This is a genomic window from Parasporobacterium paucivorans DSM 15970 (genome assembly GCF_900141895.1).
In the GTDB taxonomy this organism is placed as follows: domain Bacteria; phylum Bacillota; class Clostridia; order Lachnospirales; family Lachnospiraceae; genus Parasporobacterium; species Parasporobacterium paucivorans.
In genome coordinates this window covers 67,687-93,626 of the sequence record NZ_FQYT01000002.1, presented here as the reverse complement: position 1 = coordinate 93,626, position 25,940 = coordinate 67,687, and the positions used below count along the sequence as shown (strand labels likewise).

The window sequence follows — 25,940 nt, the reverse complement described above, 5'->3', positions numbered from 1 at the left end:
TGAGATGATGAAAATAGCCATTTCAGGTAAAGGCGGAGTCGGTAAATCCACAATATCAGCCGCATTATGCAAAAGTTTCGCAGCAAAAAAATACAACGTGCTGGCAGTCGATGCAGATCCGGATGCGAACCTGGCACTGGCGCTTGGAATGAGCGCGCAAGATGCGGCCAAAATCATTCCAATCTCAGAAATGAGAGATCTGGTTGAAGAAAGAACTGGTGCTCAAAAAGGAATGTACGGTTCAACCTTTAAGTTGAACCCCAAAGTTGCTGACATACCGGAAAAGTATGCTCAGGAGTTTGAAGGCGTGAAGGTATTGACCATGGGAAGCGTAGATATCGGCGGTTCCGGGTGTGTATGCCCTGAACATGTTCTGCTGAAAATGCTCATGTCCCATCTGATATTGTACAGCCGCGACATTGTGGTAATGGATATGGAGGCCGGGATTGAACATTTGGGACGTGGAACGGCCGGGTCAGTCGATGCGTTTATCGTTATTGTCGAACCTGGGGAGAGAAGCGTCCAGACCTATGACAGAGTAAAAAAACTTGCAGCAGATCTGGGTGTTTCAAATGTTATGGTAATCGGCAATAAAATTACGGATGAAGCCGATATCGACTTTATCAAAAAACATGTCAGCGAAGAAAATTGTCTGGGATTCATAAAATACGACAAAGCCATAAGCGTCTCCGACCGGGAGAACACATCTGCATACAAGATAAGCAGCGATTTTCGTGAAACGATCGATGGGATTGCAGATAAATTATTGGTCAATATAAAAGTGGAGCAGGAATGCGAAGGAGGAAAACGGGATGAATCTATTTAAGATAATCTATTCCGGAATGGATAAGTATAAAGATGAAGCCGAAAAGGCAGTTCAAAAGGCAATAATGCAGAAAGGCAGAGATGCCGGAGTCAAACTGCCGCAGACAGCTTATGCATTACCGGTGATATATGCAATAACAGGCAAGAAGATTATAACGGTAGGCGGTCTGGAGGAAGCACTGGCTTTGGCCGGAGGATTTGTCCATCAGGGAAAAACCCTCCAGCAGGCATTGGATGCAGGTACGGCATCAGCCATGTACTGTGAAATCATTGAGGCAGTCAAATATACTCTGGAAGAAAATCCATATCCAGAACCTTTGCAGGGGCATCTTACTGACGCACAGATAAGGGCATTTGGTGTAGCCCTGGTAACCCAGGATATTCCTGGAGTTCCGGTTATCATCGGTGAATGCAAAGACAGCCATACTGCAGCTTCCATTGTTAAGGATTATCAGGAAAAGGGTATGCTGACATTTCTGGTTGGAAAAGTAATCGATCAATGTATTGCGGAAGGCGTTAAAATGGGCATCGATCTTCGGGTGATCCCACTGGGCTATGAGATAGAATCCGTAATCCATGTTGTGTCGGTGGCAATCCGGGCAAGCCTGATTTTTGGAAACGTCCAGCCAGGTGATTACCAGGCACATAAACAGTATACAAAAGACAGGGTGAAAGCATTTGTCAATGTATTTTCTGACTGGGACGACAAGATTATTGCAGCTGGAGCTGCAGCCATTGAACTGGGATTCCCGGCGGTAACAGAAACATATATCAATGAAGTTCCGACGCTCCTTCTTCACCAGCCGGACAATGAAAAAACAGTGGATACATCCCTGGAAGCCAGAAAAATCAAGATAAAAGTAACTAAAATAGACGCCCCAGTAGGAATTTCTTCCGCATTTGAAGGAGAGCGAATCCGAAAAGCAGATATGTACGCTGAATTTGGAGGAAACAAGACAAAGGCTTTCGAATTGGTCAGAATGGTCGATCTGTCCGAGGTGGAGGATCACAAGATTGAAATTATTGGTCCGGATATCGACACGGCAGATTCTATTCCTTACAGGCTTCCTCTGGCTCTGGTTATTGATGTGGCCGGCAAGCTGATGCAGGAGGATTTCGAACCGGTTTTAGAAAGAAGGCTTCATTATTTTCTGAATTATATCGAGGGAGTGATGCATGTAGGGCAGAGAAACATTTCCTGGATTCGGATTGGAAAAGAAGCTTACGAGAAAGGATTCCGTCTGAAACATCTCGGGGAAGTCATATATGCAAAAATGCGGGATGAGTTCGATACCGTTGTGGATAAATGTCAGGTCACGATATATACAGATGCCCAAAAAGTTGCTGAACTCGAGGAAAAAATCGCATTTCCCAAGTACGTGTCCCGCGACCGGAGACTGGCGTCCCTCACGGATGAAAGCGTGGATACTTTCTACTCATGTAAACTTTGTCAATCCTTTGCTCCGGCCCATGTGTGCATCGTCACACCGGAACGTCTCGGCTTGTGCGGTGCAGTAAGCTGGCTGGATGCCAAGGCAACAAAGGAACTGGATCCTCATGGTTCCGCCCAGCCTGTCCCTAAAGAGGGATGTCTTGACGAGAAAAAAGGAATCTGGACGGAAGTCAGCAAGACTGTGGCTGAAATATCTCAGGGAGCCGTTACAAACGTATCGCTGTATTCAATATTGGAAGATCCGATGACAAGCTGCGGCTGCTTTGAATGTATATGCGGCATCATGCCGGAAGCGAATGGTGTTGTAATCGTCAACAGGGAATTTGGGGAGATAACTCCAACCGGAATGACCTTTGGGGAACTGGCATCCATGACAGGCGGGGGTGTACAGACTCCTGGATTTATGGGTCACGGAAGACATTTTATCGGTTCGAAGAAATTCCTATACTCTGAGGGCGGAATAGCCAGGATCGTATGGATGCCTAAAGAATTGAAAAATGATGTTGCCGAGAGACTGAACAAAACGGCAAAAGAGCTCTATGATATTGATAATTTCACGGATATGATATGTGATGAAACAATAGCCACCGATTCAGAAGGTGTACTGGAGTATTTGTCGGAAAAAGGGCATCCGGCTCTGGAGATGGAATCAATAATTTAAATAGTGACGGAAAGCGGCGGTGAAGAGATTCATTGCCGCTTTTCCTTATTCTACCTTGCTTTTGTTAAAAAATAAATTTAAATATTATGGGTTTTTTATCCCCCCCTACGGCTTGTGGCGAAAATAAATTTATTTTATACTTAAAAAAAGCAATGAAGTAGGAGGAATGGCATATGCATATGGCAGACGCACTTATCGTACCGGCAGTTGCGGCAACTATGTATGCTGCTTCGGCGGTAACGGCAGGATATTCGATAAAAAAAGTGAAACTGGAGAATGACATAAAGAAGATTCCAGTTATGGGGATTATGGCGGCATTTGTATTTGCGGCTCAGATGATAAACTTTACAATTCCAGGAACCGGAGCCAGCGGACATTTTTCCGGAGGTTTGCTGCTTGCGATCATGTTAGGACCTTATGCCGGCTTTCTGTCCATGATTTCCATTCTGACGGTACAATGCCTTCTTTTTGCGGACGGTGGAATTCTCGCATTGGGATGCAATATATGGAACATGGCTTTTTATGCCTGCTTCATAGGGTATTTTCTTATTTACCGGAATATGGTGAAGAAAAACACAAAGCCGCAATGGATTATTTTCGCAACAGTGCTTGCAAGCGTAATCAGCCTGCAGCTGGGTGCGTTCAGTGTTACATTGCAGACACTGGCCTCAGGCGTCACAGAACTTTCATTCGTTCAGTTTCTTGCAATGATGCAGCCGATTCATCTTGCAATTGGAGTAATCGAAGGTTTGATTACATCAGCAGTTGTGATTTTCATTAAGAATGCAAGACCAGAGCTCCTGAATATGGGGGAAGCCAATAATAAAATGGAATTCAAAAAATTCCTGGTGATTCTTTCGATTGTGGTTGTTTTAATTGGAGGAGGACTGTCCCTGACAGCATCCAGCAACCCGGACGGACTGGAATGGTCGATCCTTAAAGTGACTGGCAGCACAGAAATCGAATCGGACACAGTAAATTCAGGAGCGATTGATCAGGCGGCTGAAATTCAGAATAAAACAGCACTTTTCCCGAATTATTCTTTTAAGGACAGTGATTCAAAGACCGGAACAACTTTTTCGGGAGTACTGGGATCGGTTTTTGTGGCAATCATATGTATAGGCTGTGCGGTTCTGTTCAAACTTTTCAAGAAGACAGGCAAAACCCCGAAAGAAGCCTGACCGGGCTTTCGAGCGGATTGACAGGCAGGTTTTTCGAATGTGTGGTTCGGGAAATCTGCCTGATTTTAAATTGATTAGCATGGGAGTGTGAGATTTTGAGTAAAATCAATAAAGCTATTTATGAAATCCATGAGATGGATGAGATGGCAGACAAAAATACAAACATAAACCGGATCCATCCGCTGGTTAAACTGATACTTACAGTTGTTTATATCACCTGTGTCGTTTCCTTTGATAAATACGATATTTTTGGACTTCTTCCTATGCTTCTGTACCCGCTGATAATTTTTAACCTTGCGGAAATTTCAATAAAATCATGCTTTAAAAAACTCCGCGTTGTACTTCCGCTTGTATGCTTTGTGGGGCTGTTCAACCCATTGTTTGATCACACTCCGCTTCTTCATATTGGTGGAGTCGTGATAACGGGCGGAGTGATTTCCATGCTGACGTTAGTGATTAAGGGTATATATACGCTAGTGGCTACCTATCTTCTGGTAGCGACAACCGGAATCGAGAAGATATGTTATGCGCTGAGGCTGCTGCATATCCCCGGAATCATCGTTACGCAGATTCTTCTGGTCTATCGCTATATAACGCTTCTGATGGGAGAAGCAAATGCCGTCATTGAAGCCTATTCGATGCGTGCGCCGAATCAAAAAGGGGTGAAATATAAAATTTGGGGATCGCTCATCGGGCAGCTTCTGTTAAGGAGTATCGACAGAGCTGAGAATATTTTTGACAGTATGCTTCTTAGGGGATTCAACGGCGAATTTTATTATTCCGACCGCCGCAGGTGCACACAGACGGATTATATTTACCTGTTTCTTTGGCTGGGAATTATCGTGGGACTTCGGATCGTCAACATCGCAGGAATTATTGCCGTTTTACTTTGAATACATTTAGAAACCGGTTTTGGAAGGGTAAGGGTATGGAGAAAAATTATATTGAATGTAACAATCTTTCGTTTTCGTATGAAGATGCAACGCAGGTTCTCAAGGACATCTCCTTCCGGGTAGGAGACGATGAATCTGTGGGAATTATAGGAGCCAACGGAGCAGGTAAATCCACCTTGTTGCGTATTCTGGTTGGACTGGAACTGGATTTCAAGGGAGAAGTACTTATGAATCAGATGCCGGTAACCAAAAAGAATCTTCCGGATATACGGGAAAAGGCAGGGTATTTATTTCAGAATTCAGATAACCAGCTGTTTACACAGAATGTTTATAATGATGTTGCATTTGCACTGCGGAATTACGGAATGGATGAGGCAAAAGTACATGAAATGACGATGGATGCTTTATCTACGGCCGGTATCTTACATCTGAAGGATAAAAAAATCTATAAAATGTCCGGAGGAGAAAAAAAGATGGCGGCCATAGCGACCATTCTGGCTATGAAGCCAAATGTTCTCTTAATGGATGAGCCTTCCATTGCTCTTGATCCGAAGAACCGAAGAACAATCATTAATATACTGAATCGCCTGAAATATGTAAAAATCATTGCATCTCATGACTTGGACATGATACTGGAAACCTGCAGCAGGGTAATACTGATGTCAAGTGGTCGGATTGTCTGTGAAGGACCGGCCAGGGAGATACTCACTGACAAGGAACTGCTTGAAGCAAACAGCTTAGAACTTCCATTCTGCCTTGCCGGCATGAAATAATACATGTGATGCTGTTTCGACGGGTCAAGTCTGGCTGTTTTGTGGGAATTCACTAAAGTAGCAAAGAATTCAACTTCTGTGTCGCATTTATAATGCCATTATGGTAAAATGTGCTTAGTTAAAGATAAAGGAGATGGATTTTTATGACATCAATTAATAAACATTTTTTTTATGATGGATTTATTGGCATGACCGGTATCAAGGTACTGGAGACGGGACAGGGTTCTGCAAAAGGTGAAATAGAAATACAGCTTAATCATCTGAATCCTGCCGGTACGGTGCACGGTGGAGTACTCTTTACACTGGCAGACAGTATTGGAGGCCTTGCAGCGTCATCAGACGGACGAGGCTGTGCGACAATAAGCAGCGAAATCCACTATCTGAATCCGACAATGAATTCAAAGAGAATAGTTGCTCACAGCGTTGAGATAAAGCACGGTAAAAGAATGAGTACAGTTGAGACTTCAATTACGGATAACAACGGAATTTTGATTGCAAAAATGATTGCCGTTTATCATTATCTGCGGAAAGACGGGAAAGCCGTATAACAGGAGGTAGGAAAATGGATGACATTTTCAGATTGATTTCATGGAAAAACAAAAATTCAGATTCAACGATATCCACAATCAGTGTTTCTGGAGACGTTTACGATATCGAGACAAAGGTCAGATCGATTATCAAGATGGCCCTTGAAAACAAACACAGGGAAAAATTTCCTTTTGACTGGTCTGAATTTGGCAAAGAAGGAGATTACATTACCGTTGAAGACATTAAACAGATATAACCGGGAAACAGGGAGGACATAGATGGGCGCAACGACATCGGCCTCGGAAATAGCGTGGCAAATTGTTTTAATAATTATTCTGACACTCATGAATGCATTTTTTGCGGCAACCGAAATGGCCATGGTTTCACTGGATAAGCACAGGCTGGATGAAAGCAAGGAAAAAGGGGATCGGAAAGCGATTAAGATTTTAAAGCTCCTGGAAGATCCATCACGCTTTCTGTCTACTATACAGCTTTGTATTACACTGGCCGGTTTTTTGAATTCGGCGTCTGCAGCAACAGGAATATCTCGGGTTATCGGGGCTTCCCTTGCTGAAAAAGGTATTCCAAGTGCGTATACAGTTTCAACAATTCTGATCACGATTCTCTTGTCGTTTTTTACCATCGTTTTTGGAGAACTTGTACCCAAGCGCTTTGCCCTTACGGCGGCAGAGAAATATTCCAGGGGTGCCATAGGAATTCTTACAGTATTTGCAGTCGTTTTCTTCCCTTTTGTAAAGCTTCTTTCAGCCAGTACCAACGGAGTTCTGAAACTGCTGAGAATCAACACAGAGGGAATGGAAGAAGAAGTATCCCTTAATGATATCAAAGCCCTGATACAGGTCGGCCGTACCCAGGGTATAATCAACCCTGTGGAAAGCGAGATGATTCGTTCCGTTATCACATTTAATGACAAGCATTGCGATGAGATTATGACTCCCCGCAGGGAAGTCTTTATGATTGACATTGATGAGGATTCGAAAGAGTATATCAGTGATATGCTGCATTTCAAGTATTCCCGAATACCTGTGTACGAAGACGGAGTTGACAATATAATCGGTATTCTGTACCTGAAGGATTATCTTCTGGAAAGTTATAAAAAAGGCTTTTCGAACGTGGATATCCGCAAGATTCTGAGACCTGCCTACTTCATCCCGGAAAAGAAAAAGATCGGCACACTGTTCAACGAACTTCAATCGGAAAACAAGCATATTGCTATCCTTATAGATGAATATGGAGGGTTTTCCGGAATTGTTACAATGGAAGACCTTATTGAGGAAATCATCGGGGATATTGACGATGAATTCGATCATGATGAACCAGAGCTCAAAAAAATAGATGACTGGGAGTATTGGGCAATGGGAACCCTTTCCATCAAGGAACTGAACTTTAATCTGGGAACGCAAATCGATGAAACCAATAATGACTATGATACCCTGGGCGGATTCATCATCCATCTTATCGGGGTGATTCCCCAGGATGGAAAGCTTTTTACTGTGGAATATGAAAATATGCTGTTCCATGTGAAGGAAGTCAGCAATAATAAGATCAAGTCAGTGATGATTCAACTGAAAAACCCGGAGGAATAACGGGTATTATCTGATTAAAAAGCTTCAGAATCCGGTTATGGATTCTGAAGCTTTTTAAGTTCTGTTATGATTAAACCAGATCTGCCAGTTCGTATATCAATTTTTCGGTTTTTTCCCAACCAAGACATGGATCGGTAATGGATTTTCCGTAGACATTCTCTTCTGGTTTCTGACAGCCGTCTTCGATATAGCTTTCAATCATCAGGCCTTTAACCAGCTGCTCGACATCACGATTTTGCCTGCGGCTATGCATCACATCCTTGCTTATCCGGATCTGTTCCATGAACTTCTTGTTGGAATTTGCATGGTTCGTATCTATTATTACTGCCGGATTCACAAGTGGAAGCTTCATATATTCTTCATGAACATGTACCAGAGTTTCATAATGGTAATTGGATTCCGCTTTTCCTTTGCTGTTCGTGCTCCCTCTCAAAATTGCATGGGCAAAAGGATTGCCTTTGCTGTCTACCTCCCAGCCTCGATAAATGAATGTGTGGGGGTTCTGTGCCGCGGTAATGGAATTGTACATTATCGATAAATCGCCGCTGGTTGGATTCTTCATTCCGACAGGAATATCCAATGCACTTGCTGTCAGCCGGTGCTGCTGATTTTCTACAGAACGGGCGCCAACTGCCACATAAGACAACAGGTCAGATAAATATCTGTAATTCTCGGGATACAGCATTTCGTCGGCACAGGTCAGTCCGGTTTCCTGGATGGCTCTCATGTGAATTTTCCTGATTTGTGTCACCCCTTTGAGCATATCTGATTCGCTCATAGGATCCGGATGATGCAGCATTCCTTTATAACCATCGCAGGTTGTTCGCGGCTTGTTGGTATAAATTCTCGGGATGATACAAATCTTATCATTGATCTTGTCCTGAACCGTCCGCAGCCTGGACACGTAATCCAGAATGGAATCCTCGTTGTCTGCGGAGCATGGTCCGATGATCAGCAGCAGTTTGTTTAATTCTCCGCTTAATATTTTCTTTATTTCAATGTTGCGTTTTTCTCTTACCTTTCCCATCTCATGCGTTAATGGATACATATCCTTAATTTCCATTGGAACAGGTAACTTTCTTTTGAAATCACAATTCATAATTAACTCCCTACTTACCTTGTTTAGACAAGATACTTTTCTGACTCTTGTGCAAGAGCTGCGCCTTTTCGTTCGGGTAATAACATAGTCTGCCAGAACAATCCCCATTATAGTATTTATCAAGGACGTTTTCAACGAATTTCTCATTGTCTTTTGTTTGCTTCGATAAAGTGACAATTTCTTTTACCGTCTTTACGTCCCGGATCAGCCCGTCGAGGTTTTCACCACGTCCTACAATCTTGAGATTTGTTATTCCGATATTGCCCAGTTTTCTTATGGCACACAATCCACATCCCTCTCGCCCCGGTCCAGTGATTCCTGCGTCTACAAGCTGCATGGGCTGGGGGTGCTTTGGTAAAGAATTATACTCCTGGAGGAATGCTTTGGGACTATCGCCAAATGACCGGCATTGTGCTTTGACCCAGCACAATTTTGGTATCTCTTCGCAATGGATTCCGTTACAAAGTCCGCCGTCCATAGGGCAGAAGCTGTTCATGATAAACGCCTCATATTCCTTGTTGATCAGACCGCTCCCGTCTATCGTGTTCTTCATGTCTTCCATTGTTGCGAGGCGGGGAAATATGATCCGAGTGAAGTCAAATTGGTCTAAAAACTTTGCTGTGTGTTCATTCAGAATCTGCATTTCGCCGCTGAGGTGGATTATACAGTTAATGTTTTTTTCCCGCAGATAAATGAGCAGAGCCAAATCAGAAATGATAAAGGTATCGTATCCGATATCCATAAGCATTTTGATGGTTTCAGCCACCAGTTCGAGCTGTTCAGGCAGATAATAATGCCCATTGAGCGTTATTTTAATGTTGGAGCCGTATTTATCAACTTTTTTTCTTAATTCTTTCATTGCGTTTAAAGAGACCAGATGAAAATCGCCAAACATGTATTCTCTTCTGTTTATAGGGAACACGGCATGGTATTTCTTCACCCATTCATATGATATGAAGCCTGCGAAAAACTCATCTGCTCCGGCCTCTGCCAAGGGCTCATAGTTTTCTATACGTGATAATGGAGCTAATACTTTCATACGTTCAAATCCTTTCATAGTTGATATTTATAGCGGAGTAAATGCCAGTCGGTCGATTCCTGCTTCAGCATAGTAGTCGATTATTTCCTGTTTGGATAGAAATTCTTTGTCTACACCGAAGATGGAATTGTTTTTCCCAATCATGTTCAGGTGTTTCGGATAACTGAAGTAAAATTCACTGCAATAATGTGGGCAGTTTTCCGGTAGCTCCTGTTTGGCGACCGTATGATTTTTGCAGTTTGCATACAAAAGGCAGTTCGTTGCAGTGCTTATCTGATAAAAAGGGAAATGCAGTGTATGTGCGCCTTCTGGTATCTCGTTCAGGAAATCGCAGGTTTCAAATTCAAAGCGAGTTACGTTGTATTTTGCTAAAAAGTTCAAATAATGTTCGACGTTCAGATTGTTGATTCCTAATTTTTCTTTGTAGGTGTCGTATGCCATACGGTATTTTAAACGTGGATCCTTTTTCCTTTTATTCAGAAGTCGTCCTAATACCGGTTTAATGCCTGAAAATTTTCCTTCCTGAAGCATCTGCAGCATGCCATAATCATTGATTGTAAGTTCAATTTCAATATCCTTCTCCAAACAAAACGCATTTATTATATTAATTGATTGTTTAAGGGGAGCTAAATTCCTTTGGATTAAAACAGGGTAGGATACCGTTATATTCAAATTTTCCTCATATGCCTGGGTGAGCAGTTTTTGCAGGAGAATATCATTAGGGAACAGCTGGTTGCAGAAATCGCTGCCGATATATACTCTTGATAGCGTTCTGGAAAACAACCTGCTGTTTGCCAGACCTGAATCGGCAATATAATGATTGAATGCCTCCTTAAATCCGGATTGCAGTACTTTGTTGTAATACTTGAATTCATTCACGACCAAAGCCAGCTCTATGTTTTCCGGCACGTCGAGACTGCAGTTGACGGAATCGAAAATATCCTTCTTTTGCTGTTCAAAGCTCTCATAATATTCATTATCTTTTGAATAGGGATAGGGGAGCACATCAGGTCTTTTGGCTTTCAGGATTGAATTTTGCGAATTTCTGGTTTCATTGAATATTTTTTCGACGTCAGTCAGTTTGCCTAGAAGTCCGTTCAAAACAGGCAGCTGCTTTTCGCCTTCATCTGTGGAAATAATGTAATGATTCGTTAATTCCTCCGCACATTTTTCAATAAGATGGCAGTTGTTGAATATGAATTCCTTGAATTCGAAATTGTCCAGATCCATCACAGCAATCATCATTTTGCAGGGAAACAGAATCTCGTCTCCACATTCAAATTCAAGGGTAGTACCTTCTACTGTCAACAGGCGTACATCAGCTTCATTTACTTGTGAAAAAACAGTGGATGGATTTTTGAATATTTTGTATTTCATTTCCGGGAGCCCCTTTCATGGTTTGGTTATATTTCTTGAACAAAGTAACTTGATTTTTGTGGACCTGTATAGGTTACATAAATATTATCATATGTAAACTGAAATATTAATCCAAAACAACAAAAATCTATGCCAAACTGACATAGAAGTAATATGATGTTTGAAGGGGCATTTAAACGGGATGTTTAACCTTTAGTTTGGAGTAACCAGAGAGTGACCTTGTATTATTATATCTAAAGGCGTATACTTGTGAGAAATAAGGGGGTAATTCAAATGAATGAATGTCCATTTTGTAAAAGCAATAATACAGAAAAACTTACCATAATTTTTGATAAAGTCAGAAGAGAAATGAAAAAGATTGAAGAAAATTCAACTTCAACGAGTAGGCACGGGTATTCGGTTTCTGAATTTTTGTGCTGTGACTGCGGCATGCTTCATCAAAAGATGGAGAAGAATAAATTAGAAGAATTTAATAACGACAAACCTAATTTTGATTAATTGTTCTGACAGCACCTACATTTGTAGGTGCTGTTTTACTCGGGACATAAAAAAAGACCCGCCAGATTAAGTGGAATTCCAATTAATCTGGCGGGTGCCCCTTGTGGTGCGATTGGCAAAAATAATTAATTTTAATGCGGATGGTGGGACTTGAACCCACACGCCCTCGCGAGCGTCAGATTTTGAGTCTGATGCGTCTGCCATTCCGCCACATCCGCAGACTCTATAGCACGAATAAGATAATATCATTTTGGCTTCGAATTGTCAACGGAAAAATATACTGTTAAATTGGCTGAAAATATAGTACAATCAATGGTGTGGCAGACTTGCCCGATGCATGGGAGGACAAATGAACTGCAATGAATTTGAAACAGAAATCAGACATTTTATCGATGGTTCGATAGACCCTTCCCAGTTGAGAGGGTTTGTTGAGCATCTGCACGGATGCCCCGAATGTTATGATGAATTGGGAATCTATTTTATCGTTAATACGGCCCTGGCGAAGGTGGACAGGGACGAAGCACAGTCCTATGACTTCCAGGGACAGATGGATATTCTGATCAATGATTACGAAAAACAGATACATCATTTGGATATGAAGCATAAAACAGTGTGTGCAATAACCAATACAGCCAACATAGTCGTGTTAGCTGCATTAGCTATTGCATTTTTAAGATGGTTTAATATATTACAATGAGAAAGAGATGAACATATGAAGAAAAAGCTGGTATTAATCGACGGAAACAGTATTTTGAACAGGACATTTTATGCACTCCCGGAGTTGACCAATTCCAGGGGTATTCATACAAATGCGGTTTATGGCTTCGTGAACATCCTTTTTAAAATTCTGGATGAAGAATCACCGGAGTATCTGGCCGTTGCATTTGATGTGAAAATGCCGACCTTCCGCCATGATATGTATGAGGGGTACAAAGGAACGAGAAAACCCATGCCGCCGGAACTCCAGGAACAGCTTCCAATTGTGAAGGAACTGCTTGCTGCCATGGGAATACAAATCATGGAAAAACCGGGTTATGAAGCCGACGATGTCCTCGGTACTCTGGCGAAGATTGGAAAAACAAAGGGATTTGCTGTATCTCTGGTATCCGGTGACCGGGATATGCTGCAGCTGGCTACGGACGATACCTTGATCCGGATACCCAAGACGAAATTCGGCAGCACTGAGATAGAAGACTATTATGCAGATGACGTTGTTTCAAAATATGGGGTGACACCGGAGGAACTAATAGAGGTGAAAGCCCTGATGGGTGATGCGTCTGACAATATTCCAGGGGTTCCCGGCATAGGTGAAAAAACAGCCTTGAAAATTATCACAGAGTTTAAAGACATCGAAAATGCTTACGCACATCGTGAGGAAATCAAGCCAGCCCGGACATCCAATCTTCTGGGGGACAACATGGAGACGGCCCGCATGTCCAGGAAGCTTGCCGCCATTGATACGAAAGTGCCGTTAAATTATGATTTTGAGGACTTCAAACTCAAGAATCTGTTAACAAAGGAAGCCTATCAGATATTCAAGGATCTTGAGTTTAAAAGACTGCTGTCCCGGTTTGATTTTAAACACGCCGACACAAACGACATTGAAGAATCATTTAAGACTATTCTCAGCATGGATGAAATCCGTGCGGTATTTGAACAGGCAGAAAAACAGCCCTCAGCGGGAGTCAGGGCATTCGCCACGGGGTCCGGTCTGTATGGGGCGGCCATAGCTGCCACGGAAGAAAATATTTACTATATCCCGGTAACGGATGAAAACAGATCCTTTCTATCGGAAATGCTGCAAAGCCTGTTTGCGAGCGGTATAAAAATTGCCACCACGAATCTTAAGGAACAGCTGAAATATCTGGATTTGGAGTATTCGGATAATGTTTATGATTTGGGAATTGGCGCCTACCTTATGAATCCCCTGAAGGACACCTACCATCATGACGATCTGGCCAGAGATTACCTGGAGATGACGGTGCCGGCCAGTGAAGGACTGATTGGAAAGCTTTCACCGGAAGCAGCAGCCGTTCAAAAACCAGAGGAATTTGCCAAATATGCATGCTACTGCGCTTATGTAAGCCTGGCAGCCTGCAAACCATTGCTGGAGCGTCTGGAGGAATCCGGTATGCTTGACCTGTATCTGAATATGGAGATGCCGCTGCTTTATGCACTCCATGAAATGGAGAAGGTAGGAATCCGCGTGGAAAAGAAAGCCTTGGAAGAATATGGACATGAACTCGGTGTAAGAATTGAGGGACTGACAAAAGAAATCCATACAGAAATAGGCCGCGATTTCAATATTAATTCTCCAAAGCAGCTGGGAGAAATCCTTTTCAACGAGCTGAAGCTTCCATTTGCGAAGAAAACCAAAACGGGCTACTCCACCTCGGCGGATATTTTGGAAAAACTGGCGACAGAATTCCCCATTGTCAGCAAAATTCTTGAATACAGGCAGCTTACAAAATTGAAGTCGACCTACGCAGATGGATTGGCCGGCTATATTGGACCTGACAACCGAATCCATGGAACCTTCAACCAGACCATTGCCGCAACAGGGAGGATCAGCAGCACAGAACCGAATCTGCAGAATATTCCTATAAGGGTTGAAATGGGCAGAATCATCCGAAAAGTATTCGTCCCGGAGCCTGGATATATCTTCGTGGATGCGGATTATTCTCAGATAGAACTCCGAATTCTGGCCAGCCTATCCGGTGATGAAAACCTGATCAGGGCCTATAAAGAGGCAAGTGATATCCACAGGATAACGGCGGCGAAGGTGTTCAATACTCCGCTGGAGGAAGTGACAAACACCCAGAGAAACAATGCCAAGGCCGTGAATTTTGGGATTGTATACGGTATCAGCTCTTTTGGCTTAAGTCAGGGACTTAGTATCACCAGAAAGGAAGCGGCCAAATATATCGAACAGTATTTCAAGACCTATCCGAAAGTTAAGGAATTTCTGGATAAATCGGTGGAGGATGCCAAGAAGAATGGATATGCAGTAACGATGTTCGGGAGAAGAAGACCTGTACCTGAGCTGAAATCCAGCAATTTCATGCAGAGATCCTTTGGAGAAAGGGTAGCCATGAACTCTCCGATACAGGGAACGGCGGCAGACATCATTAAGATTGCCATGCTCAACGTAAACCGTGAGTTGAAGAAGCAAGGCCTTAAATCAAAAATCGTACTGCAGGTCCACGATGAGCTTCTTGTAGAGGCGGCCATTGAAGAAAAAGAAAATGTGTACGAAATATTGAACAGAGAAATGACCAACGCAGCCCGTATGAGCGTGCCGTTGGAAATTGGTATTGATGAAGGCTATTCCTGGTATGATGCCCATTAATTCAAGGAGGTAGACAATGGTAATCGGATTGACAGGTGGTGTAGGAACAGGAAAATCCATGATTCTCGGTATCTTGAACCGGGAATATGATGCCCATGTGATCGAGGCAGATAAAGTGGGACACGAGGTAATGTCCAAAAACACAGATGCCTACAGACAGATTATTTCCATTTTTGGCAAGGGAATCCTGAATCCGGATGAAAGCATAAACCGGAAATTACTGGGAAACATCGTTTTCAATGATCCCAAAAAACTGGAAGAATTAAATGGAATCATACATCCGGCTGTCCGCAGGGAGATCGAAGACAGAATTGCCAGGATTAAAGCCGCCAGCCCGGAAGCCCTGATAGTAGTGGAAGCAGCATTGCTGATTGAAGCAGGATACCGGGATATATGTGATCAATTCTGGTATGTGTACAGCGACTTTGACGTAAGAAAAAGGCGTCTTATGGAATCCAGGAATTACACAGAGGACAAGATAGAGGAAATTGCGGAAAATCAATTGAGCGACGATGAATTCCGGGCAGCCAGCGATTTTGTGATTGACAACAGCCACGATATCGACGAGACCCGGAAGCAGGTACAGGAAATTTTGAAAACGTTTTAAGGGGAGGAACAGCATGGAGATACAATTTTGGAGGGAGATATTAGAACCCTATCAGCTGGGGGTAAATGAGCTGCTTGTCAAATTCAATCATATCATTGATGAGTGCAAGAACAGCGGGAGGTATTCTCCGATTGAGTCCGTTGAGGGGCGGGTTAAGAAAATCTCCAGTATATTAGATAAAGTTCAGAGAAAGAAGCTGGATTCCAGCGAAATTGATGAAAAAATCGAGGATATTGCGGGAATCCGGATTATCTGTCAGTTTGTGGAAGATATTTATGATATTGTAAAAATGATCCACAACCGTAATGACATGATTGTTAAGCTCGAGAAGGATTACGTGAATGATATTAAAGAGAGCGGATACCGGAGCTTTCATATGATTGTGTATTACAATGTTGAGACTCTGAATGGACCCAAAGTCATCCAGGTTGAAATTCAGATTCGTACCATGGGCATGGATTTTTGGGCAACCATAGAGCATTCCCTCCAATACAAATATAAATACAACATACCGCCGCAAATCAGGGAGCGGCTCTCGGCAGCATCGGCGGCCATAATCAAACTGGATAATGAGATGTCCTCCGTTCACCAGGAAATAAGGGAGTCCCAGAGCTCCTTCAGGAAACAGGCAAATATCGTCAGGGACATTCTGAATAATATCCAGAATCTCTTTAAGATAGCAAATAAGCGGGAAATCATCAAGATTCAGGAAGAGTTTTATGAAATTTACAGAAAAGACGATCAGGAGGCTTTGATGAAATTCGGAAGAGAACTGGATCTTTTGGCCGAAAGTTATAAAGCCCAGGATTTATAGAGGAATGGACAAGTAAATGAAGGAAATAACCGTATCGGAAAATGAAGCCGGCCAGAGACTGGATAAGCTGCTGACAAAGTATTTAAACCTGGCCCCCAAGAGCTTTCTATATAAAATGCTTCGAAAGAAAAACATCACACTGAACGGCTCCAAGGCGGATGGTTCGGAAAAACTTGTTGAGAATGACTCTATCAAGCTTTTTTTATCGGAAGAGACGATTGAAAAATTTACGGAAAACAGACCAGTCAAAATTTTGGAGAACGACAAAAGAAGTCTGGATATCATATATGAAGATAAGCATATACTCCTGGTCAACAAACCGGCCGGAATGCTTTCACAAAAAGCTTCAGAAAGCGATGTGTCCATTGTTGAACACATTCTTTCCTATATGCTGGAAGGCAAGCAGATTACCCAGGATGAAATGAAAAGCTTCCGACCCTCCGTCTGTAACCGGCTGGACAGAAACACTTCCGGGTTGATGGCTGCGGGAAAGACATTGCTTGGCCTTCAGACGCTATCAGCCATGTTCCGTGACAGAACCGCAGATAAGTATTATCTCTGCCTGGTTATGGGAAGGGTCGAAAATCCATCTGCACTAGAAGGATTTCTGGTCAAGGATCCTGAGACAAACATGGTTTCTTTTTCGGACAGAGAGGACGGAGAAGCTTCTTTCGTAAGGACAGAATACAAACCGTTGAAAATCAGCCGGACAGAGCCATTTACTACACTGCTGCAGGTTAAGCTTATAACCGGAAAAACCCATCAGATCAGGGCGCATCTTGCATCCATCGGTCATCCGGTGGTGGGTGACACAAAATATGGCAGCAGGGAGATCAACGAGTATTTCAGAAAAAAGTACCGTTTATCCCATCAGCTTCTGCATTCGCATGTCCTGGTATTTCCCAAAATGGATGACGAATTTTCCGGAATATCTGAAAAAAGGTTTACGGCCGGTCTTCCGAAAGAGTTTGACCGGATAGTGAAAGGGGAATTTTAATGCCAACCTGGGGTACAAGAGGTCTCCGCGGTTCAGGTCTGGAAGACCTTATTAATCTGGTTAATGAAAAATACAGGGAAAAAGGGGTTGCTCTGGTGCAGAAGGTCCCGACACCTATAAAGCCTATACGCATTGATTCGGCATCCAGGCATATCACGCTGGCTTATTTTGAGAAAAAAAGCACTGTTGACTACATAGGAGTCGTCCAAGGGGTTCCCGTGTGTTTTGATGTCAAGGAATGCAATACGTCCAGATTTCCTCTTAGCAACATTCATGCCCATCAGATTCAATTCATGGAGGATTTTGAGCGGCAGGACGGGATTGCTTTTCTTATCATTTATTACAGCGAAATGAATATGTATTATTACCTCACATTCCGGAAACTGATGGAATTCTGGAACCGGTCCAAGGATGGCGGTTTAAAGAGTTTCAGCGTGGAGGAACTGGATATGATTATGGAGCTCAGGAACTGTATGGGTGTTCCGGTTCATTATCTGGAAGGAATTCAGAAGGATTTGGGTCAGAGAGATTGACAAAATTCGCTTAATTACTTATAATACATTTTAATTTATTACTTTGATAGCACGTTATCACGTTAAAGTGCTTCTTGAAAGAGGTTATTATGGAAAGAAAGCTGTTTCATACACCGGAAGGAGTCCGGGATATTTATGGTAAGGAATGCGCAGGGAAGTTAGCTGTTCAACAGAATATACATGAGATTTTATCACGGTATGGATACCATGACATTCAGACGCCAACGTTTGAGTTTTTTGACATCTTCAATAAAGAAATGGGAAGCGTGCCTTCCAAAGACCAGTATAAATTTTTTGACAGAGAAGGAAATACACTTGTACTCCGGCCGGACATCACGCCGTCTATAGCAAGATGTGCGGCCAAGTATTATTCTGAAGAGGAACTGCCCCTGCGCCTTTGCTATATGGGCAATACCTTTATAAATAATTCAGGTTTTCAGGGGAAATTAAAAGAGTTTACCCAAATCGGGTGTGAGCTGATTAATGACAACTCCTCCGATGCCGATGCTGAAATCATCGCCATGGTTATAGAAGCCCTTCTGAAAGCAGGGCTTACGGAATTCCAGGTGGAGGTGGGCCAGGTGGATTTCTTCCGAGGACTCGTGGAAGAGGCCGGTCTGGAAGAAGAGGTGGAAGAATATCTCCGGGAACTGATTGAAAGAAAGAATTATTTCGGAGTCGAACAACTCCTTTCTACACAAAACATTGACGAGGACTTGAAAAACGTGTTTCTGAAACTTCCAGAACTTTTTGGAGGAACGGAAATTATTGAAATTGCAGGTTCGCTTGCGAAGAACCCCAAGACACAGAAAGCTGTAAAAAGTCTGGAGAGACTATATGAAATCCTTGGGATATATGGTTTACAGAAGTATGTTTCCTTTGATTTGGGTATGCTGAGCAAATATAAGTATTATACGGGAATCATATTTATGGCGTATACGTATGGAACAGGAGATACCATTGTTACCGGCGGACGCTATGACAATCTGCTGAAACGTTTTGGCAAGACGGCGCCTTCCGTTGGATTTGCCATCAATGTAGATCAGCTGATGATTGCCCTTGGAAGACAGAAAATCGAAATACCTTTCCAATACTCCAACACCATGATTTTGTACAGGAGCGGACAAAGGGAAACTGCAATCCAGCTGGCCGGGCGGCTTCGCCTGACTGGACAACGGATTGAACTGATTAAGAAGAGCAGGGTCCGGGAGATTGAGGATTATATACGCCTGGCTGACAGCCTCAATACGGCTCACATATTATATCTGGATGATCCCCATCTGGTGAAATCCATACAGGTTCAATCCAGGGAAGAAACACTGGTGCCTATGACCGAACTATTGACAGGCAAGGAGGCTGCAAAATGAACTACTTGACATTTGCGCTGGCAAAAGGACGGCTGGCAAAGAAATCCATGGAGATATTCAACCAGATTGGAATCACCTGTGAGGAGATGCACGACGAAAAAACCAGAAAACTGGTGTTTGTCAACGAGGAGCTGAAACTTAAATTCTTCCTTGCGAAAGCCAGTGATGTGCCGACTTATGTGGAATACGGATCGGCGGACATCGGAATCGTTGGAAGGGATACCATCCTGGAAGAAGGCAGAAAATTATATGAGGTGGTTGATCTGGGAATCGGGAAATGCAGCATGTGCATCTGCGGTCCGGAATCGGCAGGCGCCCTCCTGCAGCATCATGAATTAATACGTGTTGCGACCAAGTATCCGAATATTGCAAAAGATTATTTTTATAATATAAAACACCAGACCGTTGAAATCATTAAGCTGAACGGGTCCGTAGAACTGGCGCCTATTGTAGGTCTTGCCGAAGTAATCGTAGATATCGTAGAAACCGGGTCTACGCTTAAAGAAAACGGACTGATTGTACTGGAGGAAATCTGCAAACTTTCCGCCAGGATGGTTGTCAATCAGGTCAGCATGAAGATGGAAAACGAAAGAATCACAAAAATCATACATGATTTAAATGATGTACTAAAATAATCAGAAAGGAAGTGCCTTAATGAAAATTATCAAACTGGATGAGACCACCAAGAAGGATATCCTGAACAGCCTTTTGAAAAGAAGCCCCAATAATTACGGGGAATACGAAAATACAGTCAGGGAAATCATAGAGAATGTACGGAACAATGGCGATAAGGCTGTTTTTGAATATTCCGAAAAATTCGACAAGGTTCGGTTGACTGCGGATACAATCCGTGTTACCGATGAAGAAATTAAAGAAGCATATGAGAACCTGGATAATAAGGAAATGATAGAAATTATACGCAGGGCCAAAAAAAACATCACGGATTTCCATGCGAGACAGAAAGTGAACAGCTGGATCGAAACGAGAGAAGATGGAAGCATTCTCGGACAGAAGGTTACTGCAATAGAGAAAGCCGGCGTATATGTACCAGGGGGGAAAGCGGCATACCCTTCATCGGTCCTGATGAATATCCTGCCTGCAAAGGTAGCAGGAGTGGACAGGATCATAATGGCAACACCGCCGGACAGTAATGGCAGGATCTATCCGGCAACTCTGGTGGCAGCCCACGAGGCAGGCGCAGATGAGATATATAAGGTCGGAGGCGCACAGGCTATAGCAGCTCTCGCATTCGGCACAGAATCCATACCCAAGGTCGATAAGATCGTGGGACCTGGAAATATTTTCGTAGCCTTGGCAAAAAAAGCCGTTTATGGTAATGTAAGCATTGATTCCATTGCAGGTCCCAGCGAGGTTCTGGTCCTGGCAGATGAGACAGCCAACCCCCGCTTTGTTGCGGCAGACCTCCTGTCCCAGTCGGAGCATGATGAAATGGCTTCTTCCATTCTGGTGACTACTTCACGGGATCTGGCTGAGAAGGTAAAAGAGGAAATCCAGGGATTCCTGAAAGTTTTGTCCAGAAGTGACATCATTGAAAAGTCACTGGAAAATTATGGCTATATCCTTTTGGTGGATACAATGGAGGAAGGAATTGCAGCAGCCAATGAAATTGCCAGCGAACATCTTGAAATCATGACCAGGGATCCGTATAATATCATGACAAAGATAAGAAATGCCGGTGCCATATTCATAGGTGAATACAGCAGTGAGCCGCTGGGCGACTATTTTGCCGGTCCCAATCATGTCCTGCCTACCAATGGAACTGCAAAATTCTTTTCACCCCTGGGTGTAGATGACTTTATAAAGAAGACCAGTTTGATTTCGTATTCTAAAGAAGCGCTCGCACCAATAAAAGATGATATAATAAAATTTGCAACGCAGGAAAAGCTGACGGCACACGCCAACTCAATTAAAGTCCGCTTTGAATAAAGGAGGGTATTATGTCAAGGACATCTCAGGTAAATAGAAAAACAAGTGAAACGGATATCAGTATTACCCTGGATATTGACGGAACCGGAATTTCAGAGGTGGATACCGGGATTGGCTTTTTTGACCATATGCTCAACAGTTTTGCAAAACATGGCTTGTTTAATCTGCGAGTCAAGGTGACAGGCGATCTGCACATAGACAGCCACCATACGATTGAGGACACCGGGATTGCGCTCGGTACTGCAGTCCGTGAAGCTCTTGGAGACAAAGAATCGATCCGCAGATATGGCAGCTGCATCCTTCCCATGGATGAGACGCTCATGCTCTGCTCCCTGGACCTTTCGGGAAGGCCTTATCTTGGGTATGAAGCTTCCCTTTTGGCGCCGGCTGTGGGGGATTTTGATACAGAAATGCTCAAGGAGTTTTTCTACGCAGTTACCTATAGCGCCGGTATGAACCTGCACATCAGGCAGCTCAGCGGGGAAAATTGCCACCATATCATAGAGGCCGCCTTTAAAAGCTTTGCACGGGCTTTGGACGATGCCACCCGGAAAGATGACAGGATAACAGGAATCCCATCGACCAAAGGAATACTATTATAGAATAGAAATCAGAGGACAGATTATGAATACCATTAAAATGATACCTGCCATCATCCTGGAGGGAGAAGAATCACTGCTGCGTTGCGAGGAGTATGCGAACAAGGGGGCTGACGGCCTCTTGCTGTTTGATAATTCCGGAAATGATGCTGATCATGATGCGAACATATCCCTGCTCAAAAACATCAATGCCAAGGTGGACGTTCCTTTCATTGCGGGCGGTCATACGCTGAGACTGGAAGACGTGAAAAAATATCTGTATGCCGGCGCACAAAAAGTATTTATTGAAATAAAGGATGAAAAATCCCTCGCCCTCGTTACAGAAGCTTCCGAAAGATTTGGAAAAGAAAAAATTGCCGTTTATATTTCTGGGGCTACCCAGGAGGAAGAATACAGCCAATTGAATCCAGGCTGTTTTTCACTGGTACTGGAAGGTGAAAGGTCAAAATATGCAGGCAGGCAGCTGTCCGGGACCGAGTATTTGCTGTCCGCTGGAACGGATATAGAAGCCCGCATAAAGACAGCCGGCAATATTTATGGGATTATCCCTTTGCTGAACAGTCCGGATGACATCATATCCTACAAAAAAAGACTCAAGGATGCCGGACTGGAAGTGTTTGTGCTTGAATCGAATATGAAGTTTTCGGATTTCAAGTCGGACGAAGCCGGTCTGGTTCCTGTTGTAGTGCAGGATTATAAAACCAGCGAGGTTCTTATGATGGCATACATGAACCAGGAAGCCTTTGATAAGACAATTGAAACCGGGCGCATGACCTATTACAGCAGAAGCCGTGAAGAAATTTGGATAAAGGGGCTCACTTCCGGACATTTTCAGTATGTCCGGGAATTAAGCATTGATTGTGACAAAGACACCCTGCTTGCCAGGGTATTTCAGGTTGGGGCTGCCTGTCATACAGGAAACCGCTCTTGTTTTTATACACCGGTTGCAAAAAAAGAATATAAAGTTTCGAATCCTTTCGAGGTATTCCAGGATGTTTTCCGCGTAATTCAGGATAGAAAAGAAAATCCAAAGGATGGCTCGTACACGAATTATCTTTTTGATAAAGGAATCGATAAAATCCTGAAAAAGCTGGGAGAAGAGGCTGTGGAAATCGTTATTGCAGCAAAAAACCCGGATCCCGAGGAAATCAAATATGAAATCAGCGATTTTCTGTATCATATGATGGTACTGATGGCTGAAAAAGGTGTCACCTGGGAAGAAATCACCGATGAATTAAACAGAAGATAAAAGATGGGAAAAATATGAAAAAATTAGCTTTACCAGAAGATATTCTGCTGCGGGTAGAAAAACCAGGCAGGTATATTGGAAATGAATTCAATACTGTACTTAAGAATCCGGAGGAAGTGGAAATAAGATTTGCCATGTGTTTTCCGGATATCTACGAAATCGGAATGTCCCATCTGGGTATACAGATTCTTTATGACATGTTCAACCAGCGGGAAGATGTCTATTGTGAAAGAGTATACTCACCATGGACAGACCTGGATAGACTCATGCGGCAGAATAATATTCCGCTGTTTGCTCTGGAGTCGCAGGATCCGATAAAGGATTTTGATTTTCTTGGAATCACCATCCAGTATGAGATGTGTTACACGAATATCCTTCAGGTATTGGAATTGAGCGGGATACCTTTGCTGTCCTCGGAACGGAATGAGGACGATCCGATCGTGATTGGAGGAGGTCCCTGCACATATAATCCAGAACCTCTGGCGGATTTTTTTGATCTGTTCTATATAGGCGAAGGCGAGACTTCATACTTTGAACTCCTGGATGCCTACAAAGAAAATAAAGCTGTTAATGGAACAAGAAAAGATTTTCTGGAAAAGGCGGCCAATATACCAGGTATCTACGCGCCGCTCTTTTATGATGTGGAATATAATCCGGACGGTACTATTCGCTCCCGGTCAAAAAACAATCCCGCTGTGCCGGAAACCATAATCAAACAGGTTGTGCTTGAAATGGATGACACGTATTATCCGGAGAAACCCATTGTTCCGCACATTAAGGTGACGCAGGACAGGGCGGTTCTGGAAGTGCAGAGAGGGTGCATAAGAGGCTGCCGGTTCTGTCAGGCGGGCATGGTGTATCGTCCCGTGAGAGAGAGGAGTCTTGAGTTCCTGCGTGAAAGAGCAAAAACGCTGATAGAAAACACTGGACACGACGAAATTTCCCTGATTTCATTGAGCACGAGCGATTACCCGTATCTTGGTGAGCTGGTGAATTTTCTTATCGAGGAATTAGGCAGCAATGGAGTCAATATTTCCCTTCCATCCCTCCGAATTGATTCCTTTTCTCTGGATGTAATGAGCAAGGTTCAGGATGTAAAAAAGACCAGCCTGACTTTTGCCCCGGAGGCCGGCACCCAGAGACTCAGAGATGTAATCAATAAAGGCTTGACGGAAGAAGACATACTGAATGGCTCGGCCCTTGCCTTTGAAGGCGGCTGGGACAGAGTTAAGCTGTATTTTATGCTTGGACTTCCCACGGAAACGGAAGAAGATATTAAAGGCATCGCCGATATCTGCAATGCAATAGCAAATAAATTTTATGGAATCCCAAAAGAACAGAGAAGCAACCGGCTGCAGATTACGGCAAGCACTTCCTTTTTTGTCCCGAAACCATTCACACCTTTTCAGTGGTCCAAGATGCTGCCATTAAAGGAATACATGGACAGGGCCAGAACGGTCAACCATGCCATCAAGGGATCCCATAACAAGAAAAGCATCAAATACAATTGGCATGACGCGGATGTGACCATATTGGAAGGTCTGTTCGCAAGAGGAGACCGGAGGGTCGGTAAAGCGATTCTTGCAGCCTATAAGAAGGGCTGTATATTCGATGCCTGGACAGAAAATTTCAGTTTCAGAAAATGGATGGAGGCCTGTGAGGAAACAGGCGTCGATATTGATTTTTACACGGTCAGGGGTATGGAAACAACAGAAATATTGCCCTGGGATTTCATAAATACCGGAGTTACCAAAAACTTCCTCCTGAGGGAATATAATAATGCCATGAATGCCATGGTCACGCCTAACTGCAGAGAAAAATGCGAAGGCTGCGGGGCTGCTGCGTTTGGAGGAGGTGTCTGCCATGAAAATAAGAGTTAAATTTTCTAAAACTGGAAGAATGGTATATCTGGGTCATTTGGATATCATGAGATATTTTCAAAAGGCCATTCGCAGAGCAGGGGTGGATATCGCCTATTCCCAGGGGTATAATCCTCATCAGAAAATGTCGTTTTCCGCGCCCCTTTCACTGGGAATAGAAAGTCTGGCTGAGTACATGGACATTACATTGAACAGTCTTCCTTCCGCCGCCTGGCTGAAGGATATCTTACAAAAACAGATGGTTCCGGGTATGGATATATTAAGCATCACCCTTCTCCCGGACGACGCAGAATCGGCCATGACAGTATTGGCCGCTGCAGACTATGAGGTGATTGTACGAAACGATGTCATCGAGAATATGGACCTTTCCCGGATGGATGCGTTTTATTCCCAGGAAGAAATCCATATTGTCCGCAAAACAAAAAAATCAGAAACGGAAATAGATATCAAGCCCCTGATATATTCGCTTCATGAAGATGACGGAGTGATTTTTATGAGACTTGCATCGGGAAGCGTGCAGAACCTAAAACCGGATCTTGTCATGAAAGCCTATTTTTCTTATATAGGGTTAGATATTCCGGAGCACTGCATCCGGATCAAACGGGTGGAACAATTTGGCGAAAACTTTGTATCTCTTGAAGATATGGGATTACAAATGGATTGA

25 protein-coding genes and 1 tRNA gene are annotated in these 25,940 nt (G+C 43.3%); 22 read left to right on the top strand and 4 right to left on the bottom strand.

Annotation, left to right across the window (positions count from 1 at the left end; genetic code table 11):
- The first annotated feature begins 7 nt into the window (after positions 1-7).
- From BUA79_RS00490 to BUA79_RS00455, 8 genes are all read left to right on the top strand, one after another.
- Complete coding sequence (locus BUA79_RS00490; protein WP_073992506.1) at positions 8-826, top strand: ATP-binding protein; 819 nt, start codon at positions 8-10, stop codon at positions 824-826.
- Complete coding sequence (acsB, locus tag BUA79_RS00485; RefSeq protein WP_073992401.1) at positions 813-2,939, top strand: acetyl-CoA decarbonylase/synthase complex subunit alpha/beta; 2,127 nt, start codon at positions 813-815, stop codon at positions 2,937-2,939. Before BUA79_RS00490 ends, acsB begins: the two co-directional genes overlap by 14 nt.
- Positions 2,940-3,112: 173 nt before the next feature.
- Positions 3,113-4,120 carry an energy-coupling factor ABC transporter permease gene (locus tag BUA79_RS00480; protein ID WP_073992400.1) on the top strand — a complete coding sequence of 336 codons (1,008 nt, stop codon included), beginning with the start codon at positions 3,113-3,115 and terminating at the stop codon, positions 4,118-4,120.
- 95 nt (positions 4,121-4,215) lie between these two features.
- Positions 4,216-5,013 (top strand): cobalt ECF transporter T component CbiQ, encoded by a 798-nt coding sequence (cbiQ, locus tag BUA79_RS00475; RefSeq protein ID WP_073992399.1) that lies wholly within the window; start codon positions 4,216-4,218, stop codon positions 5,011-5,013.
- A gap of 35 nt (positions 5,014-5,048) precedes the next feature.
- Positions 5,049-5,786: an energy-coupling factor ABC transporter ATP-binding protein gene (locus BUA79_RS00470; RefSeq protein ID WP_073992398.1), complete on the top strand. Its 738-nt coding sequence runs from the start codon at positions 5,049-5,051 to the stop codon at positions 5,784-5,786.
- 143 nt (positions 5,787-5,929) lie between these two features.
- The gene (locus BUA79_RS00465; RefSeq protein WP_073992397.1) at positions 5,930-6,334 is read left to right on the top strand and encodes a PaaI family thioesterase; all 405 of its coding nucleotides are present in this window, start codon (positions 5,930-5,932) and stop codon (positions 6,332-6,334) included.
- A gap of 14 nt (positions 6,335-6,348) precedes the next feature.
- On the top strand, positions 6,349-6,570 hold the full coding sequence (locus BUA79_RS00460) for a hypothetical protein (RefSeq protein WP_073992396.1): 222 nt from the start codon (positions 6,349-6,351) through the stop codon (positions 6,568-6,570).
- 22 nt (positions 6,571-6,592) lie between these two features.
- Positions 6,593-7,921 (top strand): hemolysin family protein, encoded by a 1,329-nt coding sequence (locus tag BUA79_RS00455; RefSeq protein WP_073992395.1) that lies wholly within the window; start codon positions 6,593-6,595, stop codon positions 7,919-7,921.
- A 70-nt stretch (positions 7,922-7,991) separates the two neighbouring features.
- Here the strand turns inward: BUA79_RS00455 and BUA79_RS00450 are convergent, their stop codons facing one another.
- Genes BUA79_RS00450 through BUA79_RS00440 form a run of 3 tightly spaced genes read right to left on the bottom strand, consistent with a single transcriptional unit; the run spans position 7,992 to position 11,436 of the window.
- A complete protein-coding gene (locus BUA79_RS00450) occupies positions 7,992-9,020 on the bottom strand; it encodes a 3-deoxy-7-phosphoheptulonate synthase (protein ID WP_073992394.1) in 1,029 nt (342 codons plus the stop codon).
- A gap of 10 nt (positions 9,021-9,030) precedes the next feature.
- Complete coding sequence (locus BUA79_RS00445) at positions 9,031-10,059, bottom strand: U32 family peptidase (RefSeq protein WP_073992393.1); 1,029 nt, start codon at positions 10,057-10,059, stop codon at positions 9,031-9,033.
- 27 nt (positions 10,060-10,086) lie between these two features.
- Positions 10,087-11,436 (bottom strand): hypothetical protein, encoded by a 1,350-nt coding sequence (locus tag BUA79_RS00440; protein WP_073992392.1) that lies wholly within the window; start codon positions 11,434-11,436, stop codon positions 10,087-10,089.
- A gap of 273 nt (positions 11,437-11,709) precedes the next feature.
- Here BUA79_RS00440 and BUA79_RS00435 point away from each other — a divergent pair, with 273 nt between their 5' ends.
- Positions 11,710-11,934, top strand: a complete 225-nt coding sequence (locus BUA79_RS00435) for a hypothetical protein (RefSeq protein ID WP_073992391.1) — start codon at positions 11,710-11,712, stop codon at positions 11,932-11,934.
- Between the two features lie 135 nt (positions 11,935-12,069).
- Here BUA79_RS00435 and BUA79_RS00430 read toward each other — a convergent pair.
- A tRNA-Leu gene (locus tag BUA79_RS00430) sits at positions 12,070-12,152 on the bottom strand.
- A 131-nt stretch (positions 12,153-12,283) separates the two neighbouring features.
- Here BUA79_RS00430 and BUA79_RS00425 point away from each other — a divergent pair.
- The 13 genes from BUA79_RS00425 to BUA79_RS00365 all read left to right on the top strand — a co-directional run bounded on the left by BUA79_RS00425 (position 12,284) and on the right by BUA79_RS00365 (position 25,940).
- On the top strand, positions 12,284-12,631 hold the full coding sequence (locus BUA79_RS00425; protein ID WP_073992390.1) for an anti-sigma factor family protein: 348 nt from the start codon (positions 12,284-12,286) through the stop codon (positions 12,629-12,631).
- A gap of 15 nt (positions 12,632-12,646) precedes the next feature.
- A complete protein-coding gene (gene polA, locus BUA79_RS00420) occupies positions 12,647-15,283 on the top strand; it encodes a DNA polymerase I (RefSeq protein ID WP_073992389.1) in 2,637 nt (878 codons plus the stop codon).
- Between the two features lie 16 nt (positions 15,284-15,299).
- Positions 15,300-15,890, top strand: a complete 591-nt coding sequence (gene coaE, locus BUA79_RS00415) for a dephospho-CoA kinase (RefSeq protein WP_073992388.1) — start codon at positions 15,300-15,302, stop codon at positions 15,888-15,890.
- Between the two features lie 13 nt (positions 15,891-15,903).
- Complete coding sequence (locus tag BUA79_RS00410) at positions 15,904-16,704, top strand: GTP pyrophosphokinase (protein WP_073992387.1); 801 nt, start codon at positions 15,904-15,906, stop codon at positions 16,702-16,704.
- Positions 16,705-16,720: 16 nt separating this feature from the next.
- Positions 16,721-17,701 carry an RluA family pseudouridine synthase gene (locus BUA79_RS00405; RefSeq protein ID WP_073992386.1) on the top strand — a complete coding sequence of 327 codons (981 nt, stop codon included), beginning with the start codon at positions 16,721-16,723 and terminating at the stop codon, positions 17,699-17,701.
- Complete coding sequence (locus tag BUA79_RS00400) at positions 17,701-18,234, top strand: Holliday junction resolvase RecU (RefSeq protein WP_073992385.1); 534 nt, start codon at positions 17,701-17,703, stop codon at positions 18,232-18,234. Before BUA79_RS00405 ends, BUA79_RS00400 begins: the two co-directional genes overlap by 1 nt.
- 89 nt (positions 18,235-18,323) lie before the next feature.
- Positions 18,324-19,601, top strand: coding sequence for an ATP phosphoribosyltransferase regulatory subunit (gene hisZ, locus BUA79_RS00395; protein ID WP_073992384.1), 1,278 nt, complete (start codon positions 18,324-18,326; stop codon positions 19,599-19,601).
- Positions 19,598-20,236 carry an ATP phosphoribosyltransferase gene (hisG, locus tag BUA79_RS00390; RefSeq protein ID WP_073992383.1) on the top strand — a complete coding sequence of 213 codons (639 nt, stop codon included), beginning with the start codon at positions 19,598-19,600 and terminating at the stop codon, positions 20,234-20,236. The genes hisZ and hisG overlap by 4 nt, the downstream gene beginning before the upstream one ends.
- 19 nt (positions 20,237-20,255) lie before the next feature.
- Positions 20,256-21,548, top strand: a complete 1,293-nt coding sequence (gene hisD, locus BUA79_RS00385; RefSeq protein WP_073992382.1) for a histidinol dehydrogenase — start codon at positions 20,256-20,258, stop codon at positions 21,546-21,548.
- Between the two features lie 11 nt (positions 21,549-21,559).
- Entirely contained in the window at positions 21,560-22,150 is a 591-nt protein-coding gene (hisB, locus tag BUA79_RS00380) for an imidazoleglycerol-phosphate dehydratase HisB (RefSeq protein WP_073992381.1), read from the top strand.
- A gap of 22 nt (positions 22,151-22,172) precedes the next feature.
- Positions 22,173-23,396 (top strand): bifunctional phosphoribosyl-AMP cyclohydrolase/phosphoribosyl-ATP diphosphatase HisIE, encoded by a 1,224-nt coding sequence (hisIE, locus tag BUA79_RS00375; protein WP_073992380.1) that lies wholly within the window; start codon positions 22,173-22,175, stop codon positions 23,394-23,396.
- 14 nt (positions 23,397-23,410) lie between these two features.
- A complete protein-coding gene (locus BUA79_RS00370; RefSeq protein WP_073992379.1) occupies positions 23,411-25,276 on the top strand; it encodes a TIGR03960 family B12-binding radical SAM protein in 1,866 nt (621 codons plus the stop codon).
- A complete protein-coding gene (locus tag BUA79_RS00365; protein ID WP_073992378.1) occupies positions 25,260-25,940 on the top strand; it encodes a TIGR03936 family radical SAM-associated protein in 681 nt (226 codons plus the stop codon). The genes BUA79_RS00370 and BUA79_RS00365 overlap by 17 nt, the downstream gene beginning before the upstream one ends.